Annotated in this window: 26 protein-coding genes and 1 tRNA gene; 11 read left to right on the forward strand and 16 right to left on the reverse strand. The window is 74.4% G+C overall.

The window, feature by feature from the left end:
• The first annotated feature begins 1 nt into the window (after position 1).
• Entirely contained in the window at positions 2–1,624 is a 1,623-nt protein-coding gene (locus WIS52_RS29780; RefSeq protein WP_349301746.1) for an alpha/beta hydrolase, read from the forward strand.
• Positions 1,625–1,790: 166 nt separating this feature from the next.
• On the forward strand, positions 1,791–2,435 hold the full coding sequence (locus WIS52_RS29785; RefSeq protein ID WP_349301747.1) for a TetR/AcrR family transcriptional regulator: 645 nt from the start codon (positions 1,791–1,793) through the stop codon (positions 2,433–2,435).
• Positions 2,436–2,524: 89 nt separating this feature from the next.
• On the opposite strand, the gene WIS52_RS29790 is transcribed toward WIS52_RS29785, so the two are convergent.
• The gene (locus tag WIS52_RS29790; protein ID WP_349301748.1) at positions 2,525–2,728 is read right to left on the reverse strand and encodes a cold-shock protein; all 204 of its coding nucleotides are present in this window, start codon (positions 2,726–2,728) and stop codon (positions 2,525–2,527) included.
• Between the two features lie 278 nt (positions 2,729–3,006).
• On the opposite strand from WIS52_RS29790, the gene WIS52_RS29795 reads away from it, so the two are divergent.
• The 3 genes from WIS52_RS29795 (at position 3,007) to WIS52_RS29805 (ending at position 4,756) form a co-directional block, all read left to right on the forward strand.
• Positions 3,007–3,879, forward strand: coding sequence for a putative RNA methyltransferase (locus WIS52_RS29795; protein WP_349301749.1), 873 nt, complete (start codon positions 3,007–3,009; stop codon positions 3,877–3,879).
• 108 nt (positions 3,880–3,987) lie between these two features.
• A complete protein-coding gene (locus tag WIS52_RS29800; RefSeq protein WP_349301750.1) occupies positions 3,988–4,455 on the forward strand; it encodes a hypothetical protein in 468 nt (155 codons plus the stop codon).
• Positions 4,448–4,756 (forward strand): transcriptional regulator, encoded by a 309-nt coding sequence (locus WIS52_RS29805; protein WP_349301751.1) that lies wholly within the window; start codon positions 4,448–4,450, stop codon positions 4,754–4,756. Before WIS52_RS29800 ends, WIS52_RS29805 begins: the two co-directional genes overlap by 8 nt.
• Position 4,757: 1 nt before the next feature.
• On the opposite strand, the gene WIS52_RS29810 is transcribed toward WIS52_RS29805, so the two are convergent.
• The 3 genes from WIS52_RS29810 to WIS52_RS29820 all read right to left on the reverse strand — a co-directional run bounded on the left by WIS52_RS29810 (position 4,758) and on the right by WIS52_RS29820 (position 6,539).
• The gene (locus tag WIS52_RS29810) at positions 4,758–5,723 is read right to left on the reverse strand and encodes an arsenic resistance protein (protein ID WP_349301752.1); all 966 of its coding nucleotides are present in this window, start codon (positions 5,721–5,723) and stop codon (positions 4,758–4,760) included.
• 68 nt (positions 5,724–5,791) lie between these two features.
• A complete protein-coding gene (locus WIS52_RS29815) occupies positions 5,792–6,211 on the reverse strand; it encodes a DUF6194 family protein (protein WP_349301753.1) in 420 nt (139 codons plus the stop codon).
• A 64-nt stretch (positions 6,212–6,275) separates the two neighbouring features.
• Positions 6,276–6,539 (reverse strand): hypothetical protein, encoded by a 264-nt coding sequence (locus WIS52_RS29820; RefSeq protein ID WP_349301754.1) that lies wholly within the window; start codon positions 6,537–6,539, stop codon positions 6,276–6,278.
• Between the two features lie 81 nt (positions 6,540–6,620).
• Between WIS52_RS29820 and WIS52_RS29825 the strand changes: the two genes are divergently transcribed.
• A complete protein-coding gene (locus WIS52_RS29825; protein ID WP_349301755.1) occupies positions 6,621–7,184 on the forward strand; it encodes a GNAT family N-acetyltransferase in 564 nt (187 codons plus the stop codon).
• 55 nt (positions 7,185–7,239) lie between these two features.
• Here the strand turns inward: WIS52_RS29825 and WIS52_RS29830 are convergent.
• Positions 7,240–7,311 (reverse strand) — tRNA-Asn (locus WIS52_RS29830).
• 173 nt (positions 7,312–7,484) lie between these two features.
• On the opposite strand from WIS52_RS29830, the gene WIS52_RS29835 reads away from it, so the two are divergent.
• Together WIS52_RS29835 and WIS52_RS29840 are read left to right on the forward strand one after the other, a co-directional pair.
• Positions 7,485–7,685, forward strand: a complete 201-nt coding sequence (locus WIS52_RS29835; RefSeq protein WP_349301756.1) for a hypothetical protein — start codon at positions 7,485–7,487, stop codon at positions 7,683–7,685.
• Between the two features lie 37 nt (positions 7,686–7,722).
• Positions 7,723–8,154, forward strand: a complete 432-nt coding sequence (locus WIS52_RS29840; RefSeq protein ID WP_349301757.1) for a GNAT family N-acetyltransferase — start codon at positions 7,723–7,725, stop codon at positions 8,152–8,154.
• Positions 8,155–8,199: 45 nt separating this feature from the next.
• Here WIS52_RS29840 and WIS52_RS29845 read toward each other — a convergent pair whose 3' ends face one another.
• The 4 genes from WIS52_RS29845 to WIS52_RS29860 are packed head-to-tail and all read right to left on the reverse strand — an operon-like array spanning position 8,200 to position 12,310.
• On the reverse strand, positions 8,200–8,970 hold the full coding sequence (locus WIS52_RS29845) for a trans-aconitate 2-methyltransferase (protein WP_349301758.1): 771 nt from the start codon (positions 8,968–8,970) through the stop codon (positions 8,200–8,202).
• Positions 8,967–9,485 (reverse strand): hypothetical protein, encoded by a 519-nt coding sequence (locus WIS52_RS29850; RefSeq protein ID WP_349301759.1) that lies wholly within the window; start codon positions 9,483–9,485, stop codon positions 8,967–8,969. The genes WIS52_RS29845 and WIS52_RS29850 overlap by 4 nt, the downstream gene beginning before the upstream one ends.
• Positions 9,482–11,344, reverse strand: coding sequence for a DNA primase (dnaG, locus tag WIS52_RS29855; protein ID WP_349301760.1), 1,863 nt, complete (start codon positions 11,342–11,344; stop codon positions 9,482–9,484). Before dnaG ends, WIS52_RS29850 begins: the two co-directional genes overlap by 4 nt.
• A 42-nt stretch (positions 11,345–11,386) precedes the next feature.
• Positions 11,387–12,310, reverse strand: a complete 924-nt coding sequence (locus tag WIS52_RS29860; RefSeq protein WP_349301761.1) for a DMT family transporter — start codon at positions 12,308–12,310, stop codon at positions 11,387–11,389.
• 67 nt (positions 12,311–12,377) lie between these two features.
• Between WIS52_RS29860 and sigJ the strand changes: the two genes are divergently transcribed.
• Positions 12,378–13,232 (forward strand): RNA polymerase sigma factor SigJ, encoded by an 855-nt coding sequence (sigJ, locus tag WIS52_RS29865; RefSeq protein WP_349301762.1) that lies wholly within the window; start codon positions 12,378–12,380, stop codon positions 13,230–13,232.
• On the opposite strand, the gene WIS52_RS29870 is transcribed toward sigJ, so the two are convergent.
• The 3 genes from WIS52_RS29870 to WIS52_RS29880 all read right to left on the reverse strand — a co-directional run bounded on the left by WIS52_RS29870 (position 13,199) and on the right by WIS52_RS29880 (position 16,255).
• On the reverse strand, positions 13,199–13,798 hold the full coding sequence (locus tag WIS52_RS29870; RefSeq protein WP_349301763.1) for a carboxymuconolactone decarboxylase family protein: 600 nt from the start codon (positions 13,796–13,798) through the stop codon (positions 13,199–13,201). The two genes, sigJ and WIS52_RS29870, sit on opposite strands and share 34 nt — an antisense overlap.
• Positions 13,799–13,868: 70 nt before the next feature.
• Positions 13,869–15,275 carry a sodium:solute symporter family protein gene (locus WIS52_RS29875; RefSeq protein ID WP_349301764.1) on the reverse strand — a complete coding sequence of 469 codons (1,407 nt, stop codon included), beginning with the start codon at positions 15,273–15,275 and terminating at the stop codon, positions 13,869–13,871.
• A 41-nt stretch (positions 15,276–15,316) separates the two neighbouring features.
• Positions 15,317–16,255 (reverse strand): MurR/RpiR family transcriptional regulator, encoded by a 939-nt coding sequence (locus WIS52_RS29880; RefSeq protein WP_349301765.1) that lies wholly within the window; start codon positions 16,253–16,255, stop codon positions 15,317–15,319.
• 78 nt (positions 16,256–16,333) lie between these two features.
• Between WIS52_RS29880 and WIS52_RS29885 the strand changes: the two genes are divergently transcribed.
• Both WIS52_RS29885 and WIS52_RS29890 read left to right on the forward strand, forming a co-directional pair.
• On the forward strand, positions 16,334–17,590 hold the full coding sequence (locus WIS52_RS29885) for a metal-dependent hydrolase family protein (RefSeq protein WP_349301766.1): 1,257 nt from the start codon (positions 16,334–16,336) through the stop codon (positions 17,588–17,590).
• A gap of 92 nt (positions 17,591–17,682) precedes the next feature.
• Positions 17,683–18,489 carry an HNH endonuclease family protein gene (locus WIS52_RS29890; RefSeq protein ID WP_349301767.1) on the forward strand — a complete coding sequence of 269 codons (807 nt, stop codon included), beginning with the start codon at positions 17,683–17,685 and terminating at the stop codon, positions 18,487–18,489.
• A gap of 275 nt (positions 18,490–18,764) precedes the next feature.
• On the opposite strand, the gene WIS52_RS29895 is transcribed toward WIS52_RS29890, so the two are convergent.
• From WIS52_RS29895 to WIS52_RS29910, 4 genes are all read right to left on the reverse strand, one after another.
• Positions 18,765–20,066: a deoxyguanosinetriphosphate triphosphohydrolase gene (locus tag WIS52_RS29895; RefSeq protein WP_349301768.1), complete on the reverse strand. Its 1,302-nt coding sequence runs from the start codon at positions 20,064–20,066 to the stop codon at positions 18,765–18,767.
• The gene (locus WIS52_RS29900; protein ID WP_349301807.1) at positions 20,063–20,641 is read right to left on the reverse strand and encodes a YdcF family protein; all 579 of its coding nucleotides are present in this window, start codon (positions 20,639–20,641) and stop codon (positions 20,063–20,065) included. The genes WIS52_RS29895 and WIS52_RS29900 overlap by 4 nt, the downstream gene beginning before the upstream one ends.
• A gap of 137 nt (positions 20,642–20,778) precedes the next feature.
• Positions 20,779–21,855 carry an XdhC family protein gene (locus WIS52_RS29905; protein ID WP_349301769.1) on the reverse strand — a complete coding sequence of 359 codons (1,077 nt, stop codon included), beginning with the start codon at positions 21,853–21,855 and terminating at the stop codon, positions 20,779–20,781.
• A 54-nt stretch (positions 21,856–21,909) separates the two neighbouring features.
• Positions 21,910–22,281, reverse strand: coding sequence for a VOC family protein (locus tag WIS52_RS29910; RefSeq protein WP_349301770.1), 372 nt, complete (start codon positions 22,279–22,281; stop codon positions 21,910–21,912).
• Positions 22,282–22,431: the final 150 nt, after the last annotated feature.

Below are 22,431 nucleotides of genomic sequence, written 5' to 3' on the forward strand. Positions count from 1 at the left end.
CGTGCCCGCGCTCCCCGACCTCGTCCGTGCCGCGCCCGGCCTCTGGCTGCAGCGGGCCGCCGTCTGGGCAGCCCTGGGCGAGACGCTCGACGCCCGGGCCGACCGCCTCGGGCGCGACGGTGCCGCCGCCCTGCCCGCGAACTGGTCCGGTGCCGACGCCGAGCGGGCGCGGACCGCCCACACCGAACTGCGGCGCCGGCTGCGCGCGGACGCCGAGGCGGCCGCGCGGGCGGCCGAGGTGCTCGGCCGGCACGCCGGCGAGGTCCTGGAGGTGCAGCGACAGCTCGTGGCCGCCGCCCGCGCGGTCCGCTATCCCTTCTACGCCGACCTCATGACCGGCACCGTCCTGCGCGTGCCCGGCGGGCCGTGGGCGATCAGCCTGCAGACCGTCGCGGCGGCGGGGATGCTCGCCCTGCACGCGGTCGTCGCAGCCCGTTTCGCCCGGGCGGTGGAGGCCGCCGTCGGGGTCGCGGCCCGGTCCGACGCGGCCACCGCCGCGGCCCTGCGGTCGCTGATCCCGGGCGGCGGGGAGACGGCGGGGGCGGGTGACCCCCCGGTCGGACCCGCCGCCGTCCGGACCTGGTGGGCGGACCTGTCGCCGGACGAGCGGGACCAGCTCGTGCGGAGCCGTCCGCAACTCGTCGGCGGCACCGACGGGATCCCGGTCGCCGATCGCGACCGCGCCAACCGGATCCGGCTCGACGCCGAACGGGTGCAGCTGCGCGGGCTCGCGGCGCGCCGGCGGTCGACCGGCGACGTCGACGGCGCGTCGCGGGCCGAGGCCGCGCTCGCCGGTCTCGACGCGGTGGCCGGGCGACGCGACGCCGGCGGCGCGTTCCTGCTCGACGTGGCGGCCGGGACGGGCAGCGGCCGGGTGGTGCTCGCCGTCGGGGATCCGGAGCGTGCCGCGCACGTGGTGACGCACGTCCCCGGGACCGCGGCGGGCTGGGCGTCGGTGCCACTGGACCTGCGGCGGGTGGAGGCGACACGGGACGCCGCCCGCGACGCCGCGGCCGCGGACGACGACGTCGCCGCCGTGCTGTGGACCGGGTACGACGCCCCGACCTCGCTGCCCGACGCCGGCTACGGCGGGTCGGCGGCGGCCGGGGCCGACGCGCTGCGGGAGTTCCAGGAGGGGCTGCGGGCAGGCCACCACGGCCCGGTGCACCTGACCGTCGTCGGGCACTCCTACGGATCGACGGTGACGGGCCGGGCGGCCGGGCCCGGCGTCGCGGCCGACGACGTCGTGTTCGTCGGGAGCCCGGGGGCGGGGGTCCGCCACGCCTCGGAGCTCGGGCTGCCGGCCGACCGGGTCTGGGCGACGAGCGCCCCCGGCGACCCGATCTCCCGGGTCCCGGGCCCCGGGCTGTTCGGCACCTCCCGGGGGTTGCACGAGTCCGGGCTCGCCTACGGCGGCAACCCCGCGAGCCCCGCTTTCGGGGGCAGGGTGTTCGGTTCGGACCCCGCCGTGGATGATGCTCATGCAGGTGCACGTGCCCCTGCGAGTGCAGGTGCCGACGCCGCGACGAAGGAGTCGCTCGACTCGACGCACGGCGGATATTGGGACCCGGGGACGCGGAGCCTGCGGACCTTGGGCAAGATCGTGGCGGGCGTCACGGGGTGATCGTGACTTTCCGTGCACGATCCCCTGCGGCGGGACGTATCGAGTTGACCACTCGGCCGAACGAGCGACCGCTCAAAGTAGGAGCGATGAGCCAGGTCACAGGTAGTCGTCAGCTTGACACCGACTACCCTGACGGCGGCTCAGGTACGGGCAGTAACATGCAACTGTGACCGACACCGAGAGCAGACCGGCGCGGCGCACCGGACGCCCCCCGCTGACCGACCGGGCGACGTTGCTCGCAGCCGCACGCGAGCTCGGCTTCTCCGATCTCACGGTCGGAGCGGTGACCGCCCGGGTCGGCGTGAAGTACTCGACCTTCTACCGGCACTTCCCGAGCCTCGACGCGCTCGTGGCGGCTCTGGTGGACGACGTCGTGACCGACCAGGTGTTCCCCGACACCGACCAGAGCTGGAAGGACGAGCTGCGCACGCTGACGTCCGCGCTGTTCGACGTGATGGCGGCCCATCCCGGGCTGGCACCGGCGATGGTCCGGCTGCCGGGCAGCCCGGAGGCGCTGATGTCCGCCATCCGCCGGGTGACCGACGCGCTCCTCGCGGCCGGGTTCGGTGCGGAGGACGCGGTGCTGGCCACCACGACGGCCGTCCACATGGGGACGCACCCCTGGCTGAGCGCCGACGAGCGCGGCGTCGGCGACGGACGTCGGCGGGACCAGGTACTGGAGTCCGAGCCGCCGTTCGACGAGCGGGTGCGCGCGGTGTTCCGCGACGGCATGGACGACCCGCCCCGCGAGTGGACGCTGCGCCGGGTCGAGCTGATGATCGCCGGCATGGAGACCCGCCCGACGTCCTGAGACCGGCGACCGGCGACCGGCGACCGGACAGACGAACGCCCGGGGTGCGGTACACCCCGGGCGTTCGCGTGTCGGACGGATTCAGCCGGTCAGGTGGGGACCACCTGGTCGGCCTGCGGGCCCTTCTGGCCCTGGGTGACCTCGAAGGTCACGGTCTGACCCTCGTCGAGGGTGCGGTATCCGGAGGACTGGATCGCGCTGAAGTGGACGAACAGGTCCTGCCCGCCTCCGTCCGGCGTGATGAACCCGTACCCCTTCTCGGCGTTGAACCACTTCACGGTTCCCTGTGGCATCCGGATGTCTCCTCGCGTCTTGCCGGTACCTACACCGGCGACCCTAGCCCTTCCCGCGGTCCATGGGGACGTCACTGTGGTAACGCCGCACGGCGCGTCGTCGCGGACATCCGCTTCGTCCCGGTCTCCCGCACCTTCGTCACCCGGCCGGGGCTACCGTGGCCCCCGATGACCTCCACGACACGGGTCCGGATGGCGCAGGACCGCGACGTCCCCGCGATCGCCGACATCTGCACGCGGACGCAACGGATGCGGCGGCCGATCATCTCGGCCGACCGGTGAGTACCGGCACGGACGCGCCCGCTCCGGGATCAGCGTTCGGTTCCGTCGCCGCGGACCTGCGCTGCCCGACCTGCACCACGGACCCGCTCCGGCTCGACGGGCGCCGGCTGATCTGCCCCGCCGGGCACACCTTCGATCTCGCCCGCCAGGGCTACGCGAACCTGGTCACCGGGCACGACCGGCGCCACCACGGGGACGACACCCGGATGGTGGCCGCGCGGGAGCGCTTCCTCGGCGCGGGGCACTACGACGGTCTCGCCGCGGCCGTGGCGGCGCGAGTGGCCGAGCAGGGCCCGCCCGGGCTCGTCGTCGATCTCGCCGGCGGTACCGGGTACTACCTCGCCGCCGCGCTCGAGGCCTCCCCCGGCCGGCACGGGCTGTGCGTCGAGCTCTCGACCCCGGCGCTGCGCCGCGCCGGGCGAGCCCACCCCCGGGCCGCCGCGATCGGTGCCGACGTGTGGGGCGACCTGCCCGTCCGGTCGGGTGCGGCGGGCGTCGCCATGAGCGTGTTCGGGCCACGCAACCCGGCCGAGATCGAACGCGTGCTGGCCCCCGGCGGCGTGGCCGTCGTCGCCGTGCCGCGACCCGAGCACCTGGGAGAGCTGGCCGGCCCGCTCGGGCTGGTCGAGGTCGACCCCCGCAAGGACGAGCGGCTCGCGGTCGCGTTCCGGCGCTTCGCGTGCATCGACTCGCAGCGGGTGACCTGGCGGGCAGGACTGGGGCACGACGACGTGCTCGCGCTCATCGCGATGGGCCCGACCGCCCGGCACCGGTCCGACGACGAGCTGCGCGAGCGGATCGCGACGCTGCCGGACCCGGTCGGGGTGACCGTCGCCGTCGAGATCTCGGTGTACCGGCGCGAGCCGTGACCGTCCACCAGCCGCCCCGGCGCAGCGGCGACGCGTGACGGGCTCCTCGCTACTTGCCTGAGCGGAAAGGTGCTGCTACTACTTGCTCATCGAGCAAGGAGGAGCGCAATGACCCGACCGACCGAACACGAGGCCGCCGAGGCCCTGGCCGAGGTGCAGGCGGCTCGCGGTGCCGTCGACGCCGCCACCGACCGCGGCCTGCCGATGATGCTCGCCGCCACGTCCGTCCTGACCTTCCTGGACTTCGCGGCGAAGGACGAGATCACGAGCCCGCGCCGACGTGCGGTGGTCACCGCGGTGACCCAGCTGGCCATGGCCGGGATCGCCCTGCTCGAGACCCGCGCCGAGCAGGTCCGCCCGCACCTGGCCGCACCCGCGCCGGCCCCGGCCCTCGCGGCGAAGGTCGCGGCGGTCGGCGTCGGGTGGTACGCCACGGAACGGCTCGCGGTGCACCTGCTCCGCCGGAGCACGCTGACCCGGCCGAACACGGTCGCCGGTCTCCTGCTCGCGGTCACGCGCCCGGCCGGCGCCGTGGTGACCCTGCGCATGGTGCCGCGGGCCGGGCGCGATGCCTGAGCAGCCCGCCGACGCCCGGCTAGTCCCGCTGCTGCTCGACCCGACCCGGCTGCGCATCGTCGCCACCCTGATCGCGGCGGGCGAGGTCGAGTTCGGCTTCGTCCGCGACCGGGTCGGACTGACCGACTCGGCGCTGTCCAAACAGCTCAAGGCGCTCGCGGACGCGGGGCTCACGACGTCGCGCCGGGAGCCGACCGGCGCCGCACGGAAGAGCTGGATCCGGTTGACCACCGAGGGCCGCGACCAGGTGGGCACGCACATCGCGGCGCTGCGGGAGATCGCGTCCCCGGCCGGCGAGTGACTCAGGCCGGGGTGCCCGCCGGCTGCCGGACCCGGACGATCTGGGCCAGCACCGCGAGGGCGGGCAGCTCCAGCAACGGCCCCACGACGAGCGCGACGGCGATCAGCGGCCGGTCCGGGAACGCCGCCACCGCGATCGCCAGCGCGATCGGGGAGTTGCGCGCGGTGGACACCATCGTGAGCGTCACCCGCTGCGCCGCGGGCAGCCGCAGGAGCCGCGCGACCGCCGTCGCCAGCAGGGGCAGCACGACCAGGAAGATCAGCAGTGGGGGCACCAGGGCGAGCAGCTCGGTGCCGTGCGCGACGACGGTGCGCGCCTGCCACGCGAACATGGCCGCCACCGCGACGTAGAGCATCGGCAGCACCAGTCGCGACGCCGGCCCGATGATCACCCGGTCCCGCCACCCGGCGCCGCGCGCCCTCGTCGCCAGCAGCCGGACGGCCGTCGCCAGCACCAGCGGGACGACGAGCACCAGCAGGACGGACTCGACGAGCGTCGCGCCGTCGACCCGTGCCGCCTGCCCGCCCAGCAGCAGGACGTAGACCGGGAGCAGGGCGAGCTGCAGCACGAGGTTCACCGGCAGCAGGGCGGCGGCGATCCCGGTGTGGCCCCGCGCGATCGCGGTGAAGACCAGGTACCAGTCGGTGCACGGTGTCACCAGCAGCAGCAGGAGCCCGATCTGCAGGTCCGGACGGCCGCCGAGCAGCCCCGCGCCGAGCACCCACGCGAACAGCGGGGTGACGACGAAGTTGAGCACCAGGCTGGCGGCGACGACGCTCCGGGCCCGCCGCACCGCACCGACCTGGCCGGCGTCCATCTGCAGGAAGACCGCGGTGACCATCACCAGCAGGGCGGGGAGCACCAGGTACCCGGCCGCCCCGCCGATCGGGAGCAGCAGCCCCGCGCCGAGCCCCAGCAGCGCGGCGAGCGTCACGAGGACGCTCTGCAGCCGTTCGGCGAGTGACAACGATCCCCCTCCCGGCTCTCGTCGTGCCGCTCATTATCTCCACCGCCCTTTCCGCCCCGGACGGCGGATCAGCGGTCCTGGCGGCGGGTGTGGTTGCGGTGCTTGCGGACGGCGAAGTCGTGCGCGTCGTCGAGAAGGGCGCGCACCGACGGCCACGTCGTGTCGGGGTTGAGCACGCAGACCCAGTGGTGGGCGGCGTAGACGGGATGCGGCATCACGATGTCGAGTGCCGTCGGATCCCCGGCGGCGTCGGGGTCCACGGTCTCCCGGAACCGCTGCGTCGGCAGGCCGATGTTGAGCCGGTAGACCCCCGGCCGGTCGAGGTCGGAGGCCGTGTCGTTGACGTCGGAGTTCACGATCGTCGCCCAGCCCTGACGGGGGCGGCGCTCGTAGTCGTGGTCGGGGTCGTGGATGGCGAAGACGTCGCCGTTCGCCTCGATGAGACGGGTTCCCGGGTAGGTACTCAGCAGGTCTCGAACGCCGATCATGTCCATGGGCCCAGACGAGCACTTTTCCATGATCGATCGTCCGGATCGAGTGATGCACATCACATCATGATCGTTCGCGATCCGGGGCGTGCCCCGTTCCCCGCAACGCCCCCAGAGTGCGCCGGGCCTTCGGCGCACCCGACGACCGCGACGCGACAGCGGGCTTCGCAGGCCGCTCCCGCTGGACCGCACCGAGGCCGAGGGCGGCGCACCCGACGAGGGCGAGCGCGACCGGGGTCGCGACCGGCACCCCGACGAACAACGCGCCGGCGGCGGCCACCAGGTGCAGCGCGCCGATCGTCCACCACAGAGCGCGGTCCCTGTTCATGCGCGCCTCCGCCTCCGGTAAGGCAACACGTGTTTCACGAGGGTAGCCGCCTCGTCACCCGTGGGCGATAGCCTCCGCGTCGTGAGAGTCCGACGAGCGACCGTCGACGACGCCGGGGCCGTCGCGGCCGTGCACGTACGGTCCTGGCAGGTCGGCTACCGCGGACAGCTGCCGGACGACCTCCTGGACTCCCTCGAGGCCGGGCAACGCGTCCCCCGGTGGACCGCGACGCTCGAGGCGACCTCGTGGCCGGCCCGTGGGGTCCTCGTCGCGGAGGACCCCTCCGGTCAGCCGGCCGGCTTCGCGAGCCTGTCCCCCAGCCGGGACGGCGACCAGGATTCCGCGACGACCGGTGAGATCACGTCCTTCTACGTCGCACCGCGGACGTGGCGACACGGTGTCGGACGCCGGCTGATGCGGTCGGCGCTCGGAGAGCTCGGCGCGCACTACCGGAGGGCGTCGCTCTGGGTGCTCTCCACGAACGCACCGGCGATCGGCTTCTACGAGGCGACCGGCTGGCGCGCCGACGGCGCGGTCAAGGACGACGTCCTCGCCGGGGTCCCGATCCGGGACCTCCGGTACGTGCGCGACCTGGCCCGGGAGGACGCCGGTCCCCCGGCACACATCGACCCCCGGGCCCGATGAGGGACTTCCGGGGGTCGATCTTGTCAGCTACCATGGTCGCTGACCTGGAGCGATGCTCCTCCGATTGGACTCGAACCAATAACCGCCCGATTAACAGTCGGGTGCTCTGCCATTGAGCTACGGAGGACCGTTCCCGCCGCCCGGACTCTCGTCCCGGCGACGTCGGAAACTCTACAACACCCTCCGCGACGCGCTCGCGACCCCCCGTTCCGCCGCTCTCGTCGCAGGTCCGGACGGGTGCCGGGTACCGGATCACCACGAGGCGGGCTGCCGGTACGGTCGCCTCCGGAGGTGAGAGGCATGGTGAAGTTTATCGTGGGGGTCGCCGTCGGGTACGTCCTCGGCACCCGGGCCGGACATGAGCGGTACGAGCAGCTCGTGCGCACCTACCACCGTGCCGCGGACCACCCCGCCGTGCAGGGCGCGGCCGGTATCGCCCGGGCCGGCGTGGAGAGCGTCGTCGGGAGGATCGGGCGGGACCGGCACGACGGCGAGCACTGACCAGCACGGACTGCGTCCCCTGCGATCGGACGGACCGGTGACCGGACGAGCGACGACCATCCGTCCGGCGACGCCCGTGGACCAGGCCGCGGTCCACGTCCTCGCCGCCGAGCTCGCGACCACCTTCGCCGTCACCGGGGACGGCTTCCGGAGGACCTTCGCGGAGGTGCTGAGCTCCGGCGGCGCCACGCTGCTGGTCGCCGAGTCCGGCGGCGAGGTCGGCGGTTACCTGCTCGGATTCGTCCATCCCGCCTTCTTCGCCGACGGACGGGTCGGCTGGATCGAGGAGCTCCTCGTCCGGCCGGAGCTCCGCCGGCAGGGCGTGGGCGCGTCCCTCGTGCGCGCGTTCGAGGTCCGGGCGGGCGAGGCCGGCGCGCGGGTGGTCGCCCTCGCGACCCGGCGGGCCGCCGACTTCTACCGCTCCGTCGGCTACGTGGAGAGCGCGGTGTACTTCCGCAAGCCGCTGTAGCGGGACGCATCGACCGGGTGACCGGCACGTCCGGGCCCGGCCCGCTCAGCGTATCCGGGCCACCGCGAAGACCCGGCGGAACGGGAACCAGGTGCCGCCGTCGGCACTCGGCGGATAGGCCGCCCGCAGCCGCGGCCCCAGCTCGTCCACGAACGCGGCGTACGCGGCGTCGTCGAGCGCGTCGCGGACCGGCCGCAGCGCGGTGCCGGAGATCCAGCGCAGCACCGGGTCTGCGCCGTCGAGCCGCTGCAGGTAGGTCGTCTCCCAGGCGTCGACCTCGGCCCCGGCGGTCGCGAGCAGATCGGCGTAGCCGACCGGGTCGAGCACCGTCTCCGCACCGCGCAGCAGGATCCTCTCCCGCCACTGCGGCTGGGCGGCCACCTCGCGGGTCAGCACGTGCGAGGGCGCGTCGAAGTTGCCCGGCACCTGCATCGCCAGCCACGCCCCCGGCGCCAGGGAGGCGACCCAGCGCCGCAGCACGTCCGGGTGCTCGGGCACCCACTGCAGTACCGCGTTGGTGACCAGCACCCCGGTGTCCCGTGGCGGCGTCCAGTCGCGGACGTCGACCTGCGACGCCTCGACCCCGGCGGCCCGGGCGGCGGCGACCATCTCCGGCGACGAGTCGAACGCCTCGACCGTCATCCCCGGCCAGCGCTGTGCCAGCACACCCGTGAGATGACCGGGCCCACAGCCGGCGTCCACCACCCGCGGCAGGGCGGGGTCGGGTGCACCGATCCGTCCGACGAGATCCAGGAACGGGCGCGAGCGATGATCGTCGAACGCCCGGTACAGCTCCGGGTCCCAGGCCGGGTTCACGGGGATCCCGGCAGCCGTTGCGCGATGCCCTCGGCCAGCAGGCGGGCCGCGGCCACGTCGGTGCCCGCGTCCGGGCGGACCTGGACGACCAGGCCGTCCCGCCCGGGCACCTTGCGCTGCAGCACCCACGCTCCGCCGCCGGGCAGCTCGCGCCGGTTGCGGGTCCGGATGGACTGGTTGACCCGCTCCTGGACGGCCTCGGGCACCGTGCCGGGCTCGGCCAGCCGGAACCGGCGGGGCACGACGTCGGCGAGCAGCTCGGTGCCCGGCGCGATCTCCTCGGCGACCGTCGGCGTCACCACCAGCGACGCCCGGTCCCAGGTCGCCTTGCCGATCTGGTGCCAGCCGATCCGCTCCGAGCCGTCCGGCGGCCACACCCCCCACGACGTGACGACGAGCGTCCCGCCGCCGGTCACCGTCGCGGTGGCGACGACCGCCTCGTCGGCGGCGAGCTGCTCGGCGACGGCGTCCGGCACCGGGTCGCGGCCGAGCAGGCGCTGCCAGAGCTGCTTCACGAGGCCACCCCCGAGGCCTGCTCGCGCAGCTGGATCCGGTACTGCTCCAGCGGCACGAGCACGCCGAACAGCTCGTTGTACTCCTCGAAGTCGGTGGTCGCGTTGGTCCGCTGCAGCTGCGACTTCAGGTCCGCGATCTCCCGCTCCACCAGCCCCAGCCGCACCCCGGCGAGCACCCCGTTCACGTAGCGCACCTCGTCGGTGTTGCGCCGGGGCAGCTCCAGGTCCTCGACGGCGAGCTCGCTGACCAGCCGCTTCACGTCGTCGGTCGTCACCTCGGCGACCACCGCGTCCAGCCAGGCCGGCCCCTCCAGCCCCGCGCCCACCCCGCCGGCGTTCATGATCGCCCGGTGCACCTGGGCGAACTGCGGGTGCGCGAACCCGGCCTCGGGCAGCTCGTCGAACGCCGGCCCGACGACGCCGGGGATCTGCAGTGCGGCCTTGAGCGCCTCCCGCTGCAGGTGCAGCTGGGCGTCGTCGCGGCGCGGCGGGGGCGCGGCGCGCCGCTTCGTCCGGCCGTCGGTCGGCGCCCCGGCGGTCTCCCGCACCCGCCGCACGACGACGGCGATGTCCTCCCAGCCGACCCACCCGGCCAGCCGGCGGGCGTACTCGTCCCGCAGGTCCTCCCGCTTGATCCGCGCGACCAGCGGCACCGTGCGCTGCAGCGCCGCGACCCGGCCCTCGGCGGAGTTCAGGTCGTGCTCGCGCAGCTCGGCACGGATCGCGAACTCGAACAGCGGCTCGCGCCGGGCCACCAGGTCGCGCACCGCGGTGTCGCCGTGGTTGTTGCGCAGGTCGCACGGGTCCTGGTCGTCCGGCGCGACGGCGACGAAGGTCTGCGCGGCGAAGCTCTGCTCGCCCTCGAACGCCTTCATCGCCGCCTTCTGGCCGGCCGCGTCGCCGTCGAAGGTGTAGATGACCTCGCCGCGGTCGAACGAGTCGTCGCCGATCAGCCGGCGGATCACCGAGATGTGCTCGGACCCGAAGGCCGTGCCACAGGAGGCGACCGCGGTCGTGACCCCGGCCAGGTGCATGGCCATCACGTCGGTGTAGCCCTCGACGACGACGACCTGGCGCTGCTTGGCGATGTCCCGCTTGGCCTGGTCGAGCCCGAACAGCACGTGGGTCTTGCGGTAGACGGCCGTCTCGGAGGTGTTGAGGTACTTGGCGTCGATGCCGTCGTCGTCGAACAGCCGCCGCGCGCCGAAGCCGACGACGTCGCCGCCCAGGTCCCGGATCGGCCACAGCAGCCGCCGGTGGAACCGGTCGATCGCGCCGCGCCGGCCTTCCTTCGAGACCCCGGACTTGATCAGCTCGTCGAGCTGGAAACCCTTGGCCAGCAGATGCTTGGTGACGGTGTCCCAGCCCGCCGGGGCGTACCCGCAGCCGAACTTGGCGGCCGCCGCGTCGTCGAACCCGCGCTCGGCGAGGAACTGGACCGCGGCCCGCCCGGCCGGGGTGCGCAGCTGCTCGGCGTAGAACTCCGCCGCCGCCTTGTTGATCTCCAGCAGGCGGGAGCGGGTGCCCCGGTCGCGCTGCACGGAGCTGCCGCCGCCCTCGTAGGTCAGCCGGACCCCGGCCCGCTCGGCGAGCCGCTCGACGGCCTCCGGGAAGCCGATGACCTCCATCTTCATGACGAAGTCGATGACGCTGCCGCCCTCGCCGCAGCCGAAGCAGTGGTAGGTGCCGTGCGAGGGGCGGACGTTGAACGAGGGGGTCTTCTCGTCGTGGAAGGGGCACAGGCCCTTCAGCGAACCGGCGCCCGCGCGGCGCAGCGCCACGTACTCGCCGACGATCTCCTCGACGGGCGTGCGGTTGCGGACCTCGGTGATGTCTGAGTCCCGGATCCGTCCCGCCACGCGTGCCAGTCTAGGCGCCGGGTACGACGATCCGGGCGCAGGTCAGGCCCGCGCCGCGACGCGCCGCTCCGGTGTCCGCCGCCGCCAGGGCAACCGGCCGATCCCCACGTACATGCCGACCAGCGCGATGGCCAGCCCGAGCAGGGCCTGGACGGTGAGCTCCTCGCCGAGGATCGGGACCGCGGCCAGCGCCGTCGTCGCCGGCACCAGGTTGAGCAGCGCCGACACGTGCACCGTCGAGCGCAGTCGCAGCAGCACGAACAGCAGCGCGAACGCGCCGGCCGAGTTGACGACCCCCAGGAACGCGACGGCGCCCCAGCCGGCCGCCGACGTCGGCAGCCAGGCCGCGCCGAGCAGCGGCCACGCCACCAGGGTGACCATCAGCGACGTCGCCATCTGCACGACGACGCTGGTCACGATGGGGGTCTCGTCGTTGAACCGCTTCTGGTAGAGCGTGCCGGCGGCCAGCGAGAACATCCCCAGCAGCGGGAAGACCGCCGCCGTGCCCGCGCCCCCGCCGAGCTCGTCGGAGAGCACGACGTAGACACCGGCCGCCCCGATCAGCAGGCCCAGCACGGGGGCGACCCCCAGCCGCGTCGTCAGCAGCAGCGGGGTCAGCAGACCCACCAGCAGCGGCGCCATGCCCATGATCAGGCTGCTCAGCCCGGCGGGCACGCCGGCCGACAGTCCGCTGTAGACGAAGGTGAACTGGCCGACCTGCAGCAGCAGCGCGGTCACCGCGAGGTGCAGCCAGGCCCTCCCCCGCGGCAGCGCGGGCCGGACGAACGCGGCGACCGCCAGCATCACCGCCAGCGCGATCACGAACCGACACAGCAGCACCGTCGGGACCGCCATCTCGCCGGTGGCGATGGTGCCGACGATGAACCCGGACGCCCAGAGCGGCACGAACAACACGCTGAGCAGGGGCACCAGCAGGCGTCCCCGCCGGGGGCCGGAGTCGGTCACGCCCCACTCCATCGCAATGCTCACGACATCGGCAAGCGGAGGTGACGACCGTCGTAGGGTTCGCCGGGTGACCGCCGAGCTCGCCGAGGCCTTCGCCGCGCACCGGGCCCACCTGGTAGGTGTCGGCTACCGGATGACCGGCAGCCTCGCCGACGCCGAGGACGCCGCCCAGGAGGCCTGGCTGCGGCTGTCCCGGCTGCCCGACCCGTCGGCGGTGCGGGACCTGCGCGGCTGGCTGACCACGGCCGTCGGACGGCTGTGCCTGGACCGGCTGCGCTCGGCCGCGGCGCGCCGCGAGCGCCACGTCGGGCCGTGGCTGCCGGAGCCGGTCGTCGGCGGTGACGATCCGGCCCTCGACGCGGTCCTCGCGCAGGACGACGTGCGCACGGCGGCGATGCTCGTCCTGGACCGGCTGACCCCCGCCCAGCGGGTGGCGTTCGTGCTGCACGAGGCGCTCGACGTGCCGTTCACCGAGATCGCCGACGTGCTCGGCTGCAGCGTCGCGGCCGCGCGGCAGCACGCGTCGCGGGCCCGGCGGGTGCTGGCCGGCTCCCCCGTCCCGCCGCGGGTTCCGGACGCCGAGGCGACCGAGGTGCTCGACCGCTTCCGGGCCGCGCTGGCCACCGGCGACGCCGGGGCGGTCGCGGCGACGCTGGCGCCGGACGTGGTGTTCGTGTCCGACGGCGGCGGCGTCGTCCGGGCGGCGCTGCACCCCGTGCACGGGGCGGACAAGGTGTCCCGGCTGCTGGCCGGGCTGGCGCGCACCGAGAACCTGCTCGACGGCCTGGTCGTGCGGGTCAACGGCGCGCCGGGGTGGCTGCTGCCCGGCGACGCCCGTCCCGCGTCGGTCACCTCGGTGGCCGTGCGGGACGGGCTGATCACCGGGATCTACGGGGTGCTGGACCCGTCCAAGCTCCGCTGAGCGCTCCCGCGTGGCGGGACCGCGCAGGACGCGGCGAAGCCCTGGTCGGTGATCCCCAGCGCGTGGTTGGCGCGGGCGCGCATGTTCTCCACCGCGATCATGCGGGTCAGCTCGACCAGCCCGGCCCGGCCGAACTCGCGCTCCAGCTCGGCGACCTGGTCGTCGGTGACGGTCATCGGCTGCGCGGTCATCGCGTCGGCGTAGGCGATCGCGAGCCGCTCGGCACCGGTGAACCGCGGGCTGGTGGCGACGGCGTCCATCTCGGCGAGCCGGTCGACGTCCAGTCCGGACAGTCGCTGCAGCATCGCACCGAAGTCGACGCACCACGAGCAGCCGACGACGGTCGCGGTGCGGTACACGGCGAGCTCGCGCACGTTCGCCGGCAGCCCGGTCGCGGCGGCCTGCCAGGCGAGCTCGGCGACGGCGTCGGCCCAGAACAGGCGCCGGTGGTGCCGGCCGACGGCCATGGGCTCGGGCACCTCGCCGAACCACCGGCGGGCCAGCCGGTAGGCGAGGCGGCCGAACGGGCCGGCATCGGAGTCGGGGACGGCGGGGATGCGGGGCACGATGTCCTCCCGGTGTCGTGACGGGTGTGTCACCAGGAGGACGGGACGGCCGCGCGGAACGTGACAGCCCTCAGACCGCGACCGGCTCCTCGGCCGCCTCCCGGCGCGGGAACACCAGGGCCGTCACCACCAGCATCGCCAGCGCCGCGGGCAGCGAGACCACGACCGAGTTGAGGTCGTCCGCCCGTCCGGTCGCCTCCCAGAACACCGTCACCGCGCCGCCGACCACGATCGTCGCGATCGCCGCGACGGCGCCCACCCGCCGCCAGAACAGCGCCGCGAGGATCACCGGGGTCAGCGCCGCGCCGTACATCGTGTAGGCGTACATCTGCAGCGCGAGCACCGACGGGAAGAACTGGACCATCACGAACGCCAGCACCGCCAGCACCAGCACCGACGACCGTCCGACGAGCACCCCGAGCGGTCCGCCGGCGCGCTCGGGGCGACGCAGGAACACGACGTCGTAGACGATGTTCGCCGAGCTGGTCAGCAGGTACGACGACCCGGTCGTGACGATCAGTGCGAACGCGCCGACCAGCAGCAGCCCGCCGACGACAGGCGGGGTGATGTCGCCGCCGGCGAGCGCGAGCACCGCGGTGTCGGCCTCGATGCCGGGCAGCAGGAAGCTCGACGACGAGGCCAGCAGCACGATCGGGGTGATCATCAGCAGGGCGCCGCCGAAGAACAGCAGCGTCGCCCGGACCGCCGTCCTCGAGTCGCGGGCGGCCGACAGGCGCTGGTGCATGTTCTGGTCACCGAGGATCAGCAGGAACACCGGCAGGAAGTAGCCGAGCAGGGCCAGCGGGCCGAGACCGCCGGTCACCGTGCGCAGCGCGGGGTCGAGCCGGTCGACGTAGCCGCCCAGCCCGCCGACGTCGGTGGCGAAGACGTAGATCAGGCAGACGAACAGCCCGAGGACGACCAGCGCGGAGGAGATCGCGTCGGTCCAGGCGACCGACTTGAGCCCGCCGGACATCGACAGCACGGTGACCAGCACGGCGGCGACGATCGCGCCCTGGGTCTCGGACACCGGCACCAGCAGCGAGATGATGTAGCCGGCGCCGGTGAACTGGTACGCGGTGATCCCGACGAACGCGATGATGATCATGACGGTGCCGATGTAGCGCGCCGCCGTGCCGTAGCGGTCCTGGAACAGCTCCGGCACCGTCCGGAAGCCGCCGGTGCGGACCCGGGTCACCAGGATCAGCAGGCACAGGATCCCGATCAGCGTGCCGGCGAAGAAGAACATCCCGGCGATCGGGCCGTAGGTGTAGACGAAGTTCGCCCCACCGACGATCGACCCGCTGCCGACGAACGTCGCGAGCATCGTCGCGCCCAGCACCGTCGTGGACAGCGAGCGCCCGGCGAGCACGAAGTCCTCGCCGTCGCGCATCGACGACGCGCGGGAGAACCGCAGCGCCACGACGGCCATGAAGCCGAGGTAGAGCACCAGCAGCGTGACGTTGAGCGCGGCCATGGCGGGAGCCTAGATGCAATATTCGTTGCAGACCAGGGCTGCTAGTCGTCCTCCACGATCCCGAGCGAGCCCCAGAGCCCGTCGAGCTCGGCGAGCCGGGCCCGCGTCGTCACCGGATCGGCGTCGGCGAGCAACCGCAGGATCGTCTGGGTGACGCTCACCGCGCAGACGATCGAGGGGACGAAGCCGCGGCCCTCGCTCGGGACCGTCACGACGACGTCGGCGAGCTCGGCGACCGCCGAGCGGCGGTCCACCACGGCGACGACGGTCGCGCCGGCGCGCCGGGCCACCTCGGCCGCCTGCCGCACGGTGACCGAGGTGCGCCAGAGGCTGAAGGTGAACAGGCAGTCCCCCTCGCCGAGCAGCCGGGCGCTGTTGAGCATCGCGGTCGCGGCGCCGTTCTGGACGGTCACGTCGTGTCCGAGCATCTGGGCGACGTGCGCGAGCTGGATCCCCGGTGCGGCGTAGGTGCCGGTGGCGAACACGACGGTCCGGCGGGCGGTGCGGACGGCCTCGGCGGCCCGGTGCACGGCCGCGGGATCGGTGCTCGCGAGCATGGTGTGCAGCAGGTGCAGGTCGTGCCCGACGACCCGGCGGACCACGTCGTCGCCGGTCCCGGGCGGTGCCGACCTCGCGGGCTCGTCCGCACCGGCGGGACCGGGGTCGACACGGCCGGGGCCGTCCGGGTCGTCGGCGTACCGGTCGTCGGCGTAGAGGTCGTAGATCCGGTCGACGGCCAGCGACGACAGGTAGCGGCTGCGCAGCTCGGTCGCGAACTCCGGCCAGCCCCCGAAGCCGACCGCCTGCGCCGCCCGCACGACGGTCGCCGGATTCACCCCCGCCGCACGCGCGACCGCATGGGTGGAGGCGTAGGCGCACAGCTCGGGGTCGGTCACCGCGGCGTCGAGCACCGCGCGGACGCCCCGGCCCGGCACGCGATCACCCACCAGGCCGTCGAGCCACCGCCGCAGATCGGCCATCGCCGTTGTCCTCTCGCGTCCCCGTCGTCTGCAACATATATTGCAGTGAAGTCACTGTTCCGTGTCGCTGGAGGCATCGTGCACCTGTCCCCCGTGCTGTCGGCCGTCCGCAACGCCCGCGTCGCCGATCCGGAGACGGCGACGGTGAGCGAGCCGCGTGACGTCCTGATCCGGGAGGGTCGGATCACCGAGGTCGCGCCGGCCGGCACCGCCGGGACCGAGGACGACACCCTCGACGCCGGCGGCCGGACCGTCCTTCCCGGACTGATCGACGCGCACGTGCACGTCACCGCCTCCACCGCCGACCTCGCGACCCTGGGCGACACCTCGCCGTTCCTGGTCGCGGCGCAGGCGCAGCGGCTGCTGAACGGCATGCTCGCCCGCGGCTTCACCACGGTCCGTGACGCCGCCGGCGCCGACCACGGCATCGCCGAGGCGGTCCGCCGCGACCTGTTCGTCGGACCGCGGCTGTTCTTCGGCGGCAAGGCGCTGTCCCAGACCGGCGGGCACGGCGACGTCCGCGGCCCCGGCACCCAGGTGCTCGACCAGCACGTCTGCTGCCCGCACCTGGGCATCGTGTGCGACGGCGTGAGCGAGGTCCGCCGCGCCGCCCGGGACCAGCTCCGCACCGGTGCCGACCACATCAAGATCATGCTCTCCGGCGGGGTCGCGTCCCCGACCGACCGGATCGACTCCACCCAGTTCTCCGACGACGAGGTCCGCGCGATCGTCGAGGAGGCCGAGGCCGCCGACCGCTACGTGCTCGGGCACGCCTACACCGCCCGCGCCGTCGACCGCGGGCTCCGGCTCGGCGTGCGCTCGATCGAGCACGGCAACCTGATCGACTCCGGCAGCGTCGCGCTGTTCCGCGAGCACGACGCGTTCCTGGTCCCGACCCTGGTCACCTACGACCGGCTCAAGGCCGAGGGTGCCCGGCACGGCCTTCCGGTCGCCTCGCAGCTCAAGATCGACCAGGTACTCGCCGGCGGGCTCGACGCGCTGCGGCTGGCGACCGAGGGCGGGGTGAACGTCGTGTTCGGCACCGACCTGCTCGGTGAGATGCAGTCCCACCAGTCCGCCGAGTTCCGCATCCGGGCGCAGGTCGTGTCCTCGGCCGACGTGCTGCGCTCGGCGACGACGACGGCCGCGCGGCTGCTGCGCGCCGAGGGCGAACTCGGCGTCGTCGCGCCCGGTGCGCATGCGGACCTGGTCGTCGTCGACGGCGACCCGCTCGACGACGTCACCGTGCTCGCCGACCCGGCGCACGCGCTGCACACGGTGGTCAAGGGCGGCCGCCCGGTCGTCGACGACGCCGGGCTCGTCCGGACCGGCTGAACGCAACCCCCTTCACCCTGTGTCATCACTCATCGCGGGGTGACGGCGTGTCCGCACGGCTGGCGCGTCCGGATTCGCGAGGATCTCCCCTCGTGCGAGTCCGACGGTGGAAGCAGGTCGCGCTGGCGGCCACGGTGCTGGTGACGGTGTCCGGATGCGGGTCGCCGGGGGCGTTCGCCGACGCCCTGGACTCGGCGATCGAGGCGGGCGTGTTCGACCCGGCGGAGTCCGGCGCCGGTGACTCGGCCGGGACCTACGCCGTGTGGGCCGACGGCCGGGAGGCCGCCCCCGGCAGCGCCGCCGCCCAGGTGACCGGGCTGGAGGTCAAGGGGCGCGCCCCGAAGACCGGCTACTCGCGCGACGAGTTCGGCCGCCGCTGGGCCGACGTCGACCGGGACGGCTGCGACCAGCGCAACCAGGTCCTCGCCCGGGACATGGACGGCGAGACCTTCAAGCCGGGCACACGGGACTGTGTCGTGCTCACCGGCGTCCTGCAGGGCTCCTACACCGGGAAGACCATCGAGTTCACCCGCGGGCAGGACACCAGTACGGCGGTACAGATCGACCACGTCGTCGCGCTGTCCGACGCCTGGCAGAAGGGCGCCCAGCAGCTCGACCCGCAGACCCGCGAGATGATCGGGAACGACCCGCTGAACCTGATCGCCGTCGACGGCCCGACCAACGCCCGCAAGGGCGACGGCGACGCCGCCACCTGGCTCCCGCCGGACGCCGGCTACCGGTGCGCCTACGTCGCCCGGCAGGTCGCGGTGAAGGCCAAGTACGACCTCTGGGTCACCGCCGCCGAGCGGGACGCGATGAACCGCGTGCTGGGCAGCTGCCCGGACCGGGCCTCCACCACCGACGCCGACGCGGCGCAGCCGGCGCACACCCTGCGCTGAACGGCGCCACCCCGTGCCACGCCCATGATCCCTCTCCGCGGAATCCGGTGAGTACTGCACTGCCCGCGAGGTTCCACAGACAGGGATCACTCTCATGATCCGTCTCTATGGAATCCGCGTCGCACCGCACCGCTTCCCGGGTTCCGTAGAGAAGGATCATGCGCCCATGAACCTTCTCCGCGGAACCTGCGCGCGACTCCACCTGCACGTGGCTTCCACAGAGAAGGATCATGGGTGAGGCTCGCGCCGGGCGGGCCCGACACGGCCGGGGCGGCTCAGGAGGGGCGGCACAGCTCCCGGTGCCAGGCCACGGCGTGCGCGTCGGTGAGCAGCGCGACCTGGTCGATCACCACCCGGAGCCGGGCCGCGTCGTCGCCGGCGCGCACCCAGTCCTCGGCCCGCACCGGGTCGAGGACGTCCGGGGCGCGGGCGGTCAGGGCCGCGACCAGCTCGGCCAGCAGCTCCCGCTGCCGCGCCTGCATCGCGAGGCGCTCCGGGTCGCTCATCACGTAACGGGTGGCCAGCGCCTTGAGCAGCACGACCTCGGCCTCGGCGCCGGCCGGGACGACGAGGTCGGCGCGGTGCCGGGCGAGCGGGGCGTCGCCGTAGGTGTCGAGGGTCGCGTCGGTGGCGGCGTGCGCGAACCGGCCCACCAGCTCGCTGGTCATCCGCTTCATCGCGACGAGGTCGTCCCCGGCGGCGGCGCGGACGTCGAACCCGCGGACCGCCCGCACCACCGGCAGCGCGTCGAGCCGGGCGGCGGCCTCGGCGCACGCCCCGGTCTCGGGCCCGAACAGCCGCGCGGCCTCCGCGGCGAGCGCGGCCCGCTCGACCGGTGAGGACAGCACGGCGAGGTCCATCCGGCCGGCCAGCACCGCGTCCTCGACGTCGTGCACCGAGTAGGCGACGTCGTCGGCCCAGTCCATGACCTGGGCCTCCATGCTGCGCACGCCGGGACGGGCACCGATCCGCACCCAGTCCAGGGCGGGCACGTCGTCGGGGTAGGCGCCGAACTTGCGCTCCGCCCCACGACGCGGCCACGGGTACTTGGCCGACGCGTCCAGCGTCGCCCGGGTCAGGTTGAGCCCGCCGGGGACGCGGCCGTCGAGCGAGCGGGCCTTCGGCTCGAGCCTGGTGAGGATCCGCAGAGTCTGCGCGTTCCCCTCGAACCCGCCGCACCCGGCCCCGGCCTCGTCCAGGGCGCGCTCGCCGTTGTGCCCGAACGGCGGGTGGCCGATGTCGTGGGCGAGCCCGGCGGCGTCGACGACATCAGGGTCCAGCCCCAGGTCCTCGGCGATGCCGCGGCCGATCTGGGCGACCTCCAGCGAGTGTGTGAGCCGGGTCCGCGGGATGCCGGTGACCTCGGCGCCCTCCCCCGGCCCGACGACCTGGGTCTTGCCGGCCAGGCGGCGCAGCGCCGCCGAGTGCAGCACCCGGGCGCGGTCCCGGGAGAACGGGCTGCGCCGCTCGACCCGCCCACGCTCCCCCAGCCCGGAGCCCTTCGGCGGCTCCGGATGCGGCCGCTCGGCATCGGCAGATGTGTATCCGGGTTCGGCGGAGGTGGCGAACGCGCTCATCCCAGCCCGCTGCTCGCGGTGTCGACCGAGGCGTGGGTGAGCTCGTAGAACAGCATCGCGCCGGTCTCGCGGTAGATGTAGCGGGCCTGCGTCTCGCGGGTCTGCACGATCGGCCCGCTACGGGTCGGCGACGTCCAGGCCTCCAGCCCCGCGTCCCGGGCCATCGTCCGGGCGCGCAGGCTGTGCCACGGGTCGGACACCAGCAGCGCCGAGGACCAGCCCTGCTCGCGGGCGTCCGCGGCGACGGCCTCCAGGCTGCCGAGGGTGTCGACGCCTTCGGGGACCGCTTCCACCGCCGAGGCCGGCACCCCACGGCCGATCAGCCAGTCGCGGCTGGCCTCGGCCTCGGTGTAGCGGTCCCCGGTGCGGCCGCCGCCGACCGTGACGATCCGAGGCGCGATCCCGTCGGCGTAGAGCTGGGCGGCGTGCCGCAGCCGCGCGGCCAGCACCGCGCTCGGCTCGCCGTTGTACTGCGCGGCCCCCAGCACGACGACGGCGTCCACCGGGCGCTGGTCGTCGACCCGGGCGACCTGCCAGACCCGCAGCGCCGTCACCCCGACCACCGCGACGATCATGATCAGGCCGCCGACGAGCAGCCGGGCGCCCCAGGTCAGGCCGCGGCGCACCGGGGTCGGCCGCGGCGGCGCCGGTGGGCGCGGCACGGGGGGCGCGGCACCCGGCCCGCCCAGGCCGCGGCGCGAGGAGGGAGCGCTCATCCGCCGATCCGCCCGGCCGACGCCGCGAGCGCACCGGCGGTCCGCCCGGCCCGGCGCGCGATCACCTGCGCGACGATCGACACCGCGGTCTCGGCCGGGGTGCGCGCGCCCAGGTCCAGCCCGACCGGGCCGTGGATCGCGGCCAGCCCGGCCTCGTCGACGCCGGCGGCGACCAGCCGGCCGCGGCGCGCGGCCTGGGTGCGGCGCGAGCCCAGCGCGCCGAGGAAGCCGCGGCCGTGCGCGAGCCCGTCGCGCAGCACCGCGTCGAACGCCGGGTCATGGTCCAGGAGCACGAGCACGTCGGCGTCGGTGAAGCCGGCGACCGCCGCGCGCGCCTCGTCGAGCGTGGTGACGGTGCGGGTGGACCAGCCGAGCAGGCCGGCCTGGGCGTCCAGCGCGGCGCCGAGCGCGCCCGCGCCGACGATCAGCATCGACGGCACCGGCACCCAGACGTCGAGCAGCACGTCGGTCCCGGCGGCGGAGAGGCGCTCGGTGGCCGTCGCGCCGCGGCGCAGCAGGTCCCGTGCCGCCTCGGTGGCCGCGGCCGTCGCATCCGGTTCACCGAGCCCGCCGAGCCGGTCGGTGAGGTCGTCACCGGTCAGCAGCAGCACCGTCCCGCCGCCGACGACCGACGCCAGCGCGGCCGGCCGGGCCGCCTCCAGGGCCTCGCCGAGCCGGACCGCGACGTCGCCGGGCAGCGGGTGCCCGACCAGCGTCGCCCCACCGGCGCAGGCCAGCCCGGCGTCCAGGGCCGCGGTCTCGGCGACGTGCGCCTCGCGCGTCGTGCCCGCCCCGTGCGCGGCCTCGGAGACCAGCGGGCGGGCCGTGTCGTCCAGCGCGCCGGCGTAGAGCAGGCCGCTGAACTCGCCGTCCCGCGTCCCGGCCAGGATCTGCCCGGACTCGACCGAGCCGAACCCGTGCCGCTCCAGTACCCGGACGACGCCGATCCCCGAGGGCCCCGGAGCTCCGCCCGCGGACCAGCGGCGCAGCGCCGCACCGAGCAGGCGACGGGACTGTGCCGGCACGCTGCCGCCCGTCTCCGGGCTGTCGGCCGGTGGAGTCGCGGTGGTCACGGTGGCCAGGGTAGCGACGGGCCCCGACATTCCACGCGCAGGCGCGGCCGCGAGTCAGGCGATCGGGCCCGCCAGGTTCAGCGTGTTGCCGTCCGGGTCCGTGACGTGCGCGACCCGTTGACCCCACGGCATGTTGTTCGCCTCACCCTCGGCCGTCCCGCCGAGCTCGCGCACCCGCGGCAGCAGCACGTCGACGTCCGCGGCGGAGTCCAGCTCCGCGGACAGCAGGAACCGCTGCGGACCGGCTTGGGCGCCGGCGTCGCACACGATCCCCAGCCGGGTCCCGCCCAGCTCCAGGCCCAGGTAGAACGCCGGTCCCTCGGCGGGCTGGCGGACGGTCTCGACGGCGCCGAGCAGCTCTCGGTAGAAGGCCGCGAGCCGCTCGCCGTCGGTGCTGACGATCATCGGGTCGAGTCGGGGAACCATGCACGTACCGACCGCGTGGTCGATCACATCTCATCGGTTCCCAGGTGACGATTCGGCGTGATAGGCGTTACCAACGAGACGTGTGCAGGCCGGAACCGTACGATCCGGGCACGCGTTGTACGCGTCGAGACCTACCGCATCGCGAGTGAA

The sequence above is a fragment of the Pseudonocardia nematodicida genome (genome assembly GCF_040105385.1).
In the GTDB taxonomy this organism is placed as follows: Bacteria; Actinomycetota; Actinomycetes; order Mycobacteriales; family Pseudonocardiaceae; genus Pseudonocardia; species Pseudonocardia nematodicida.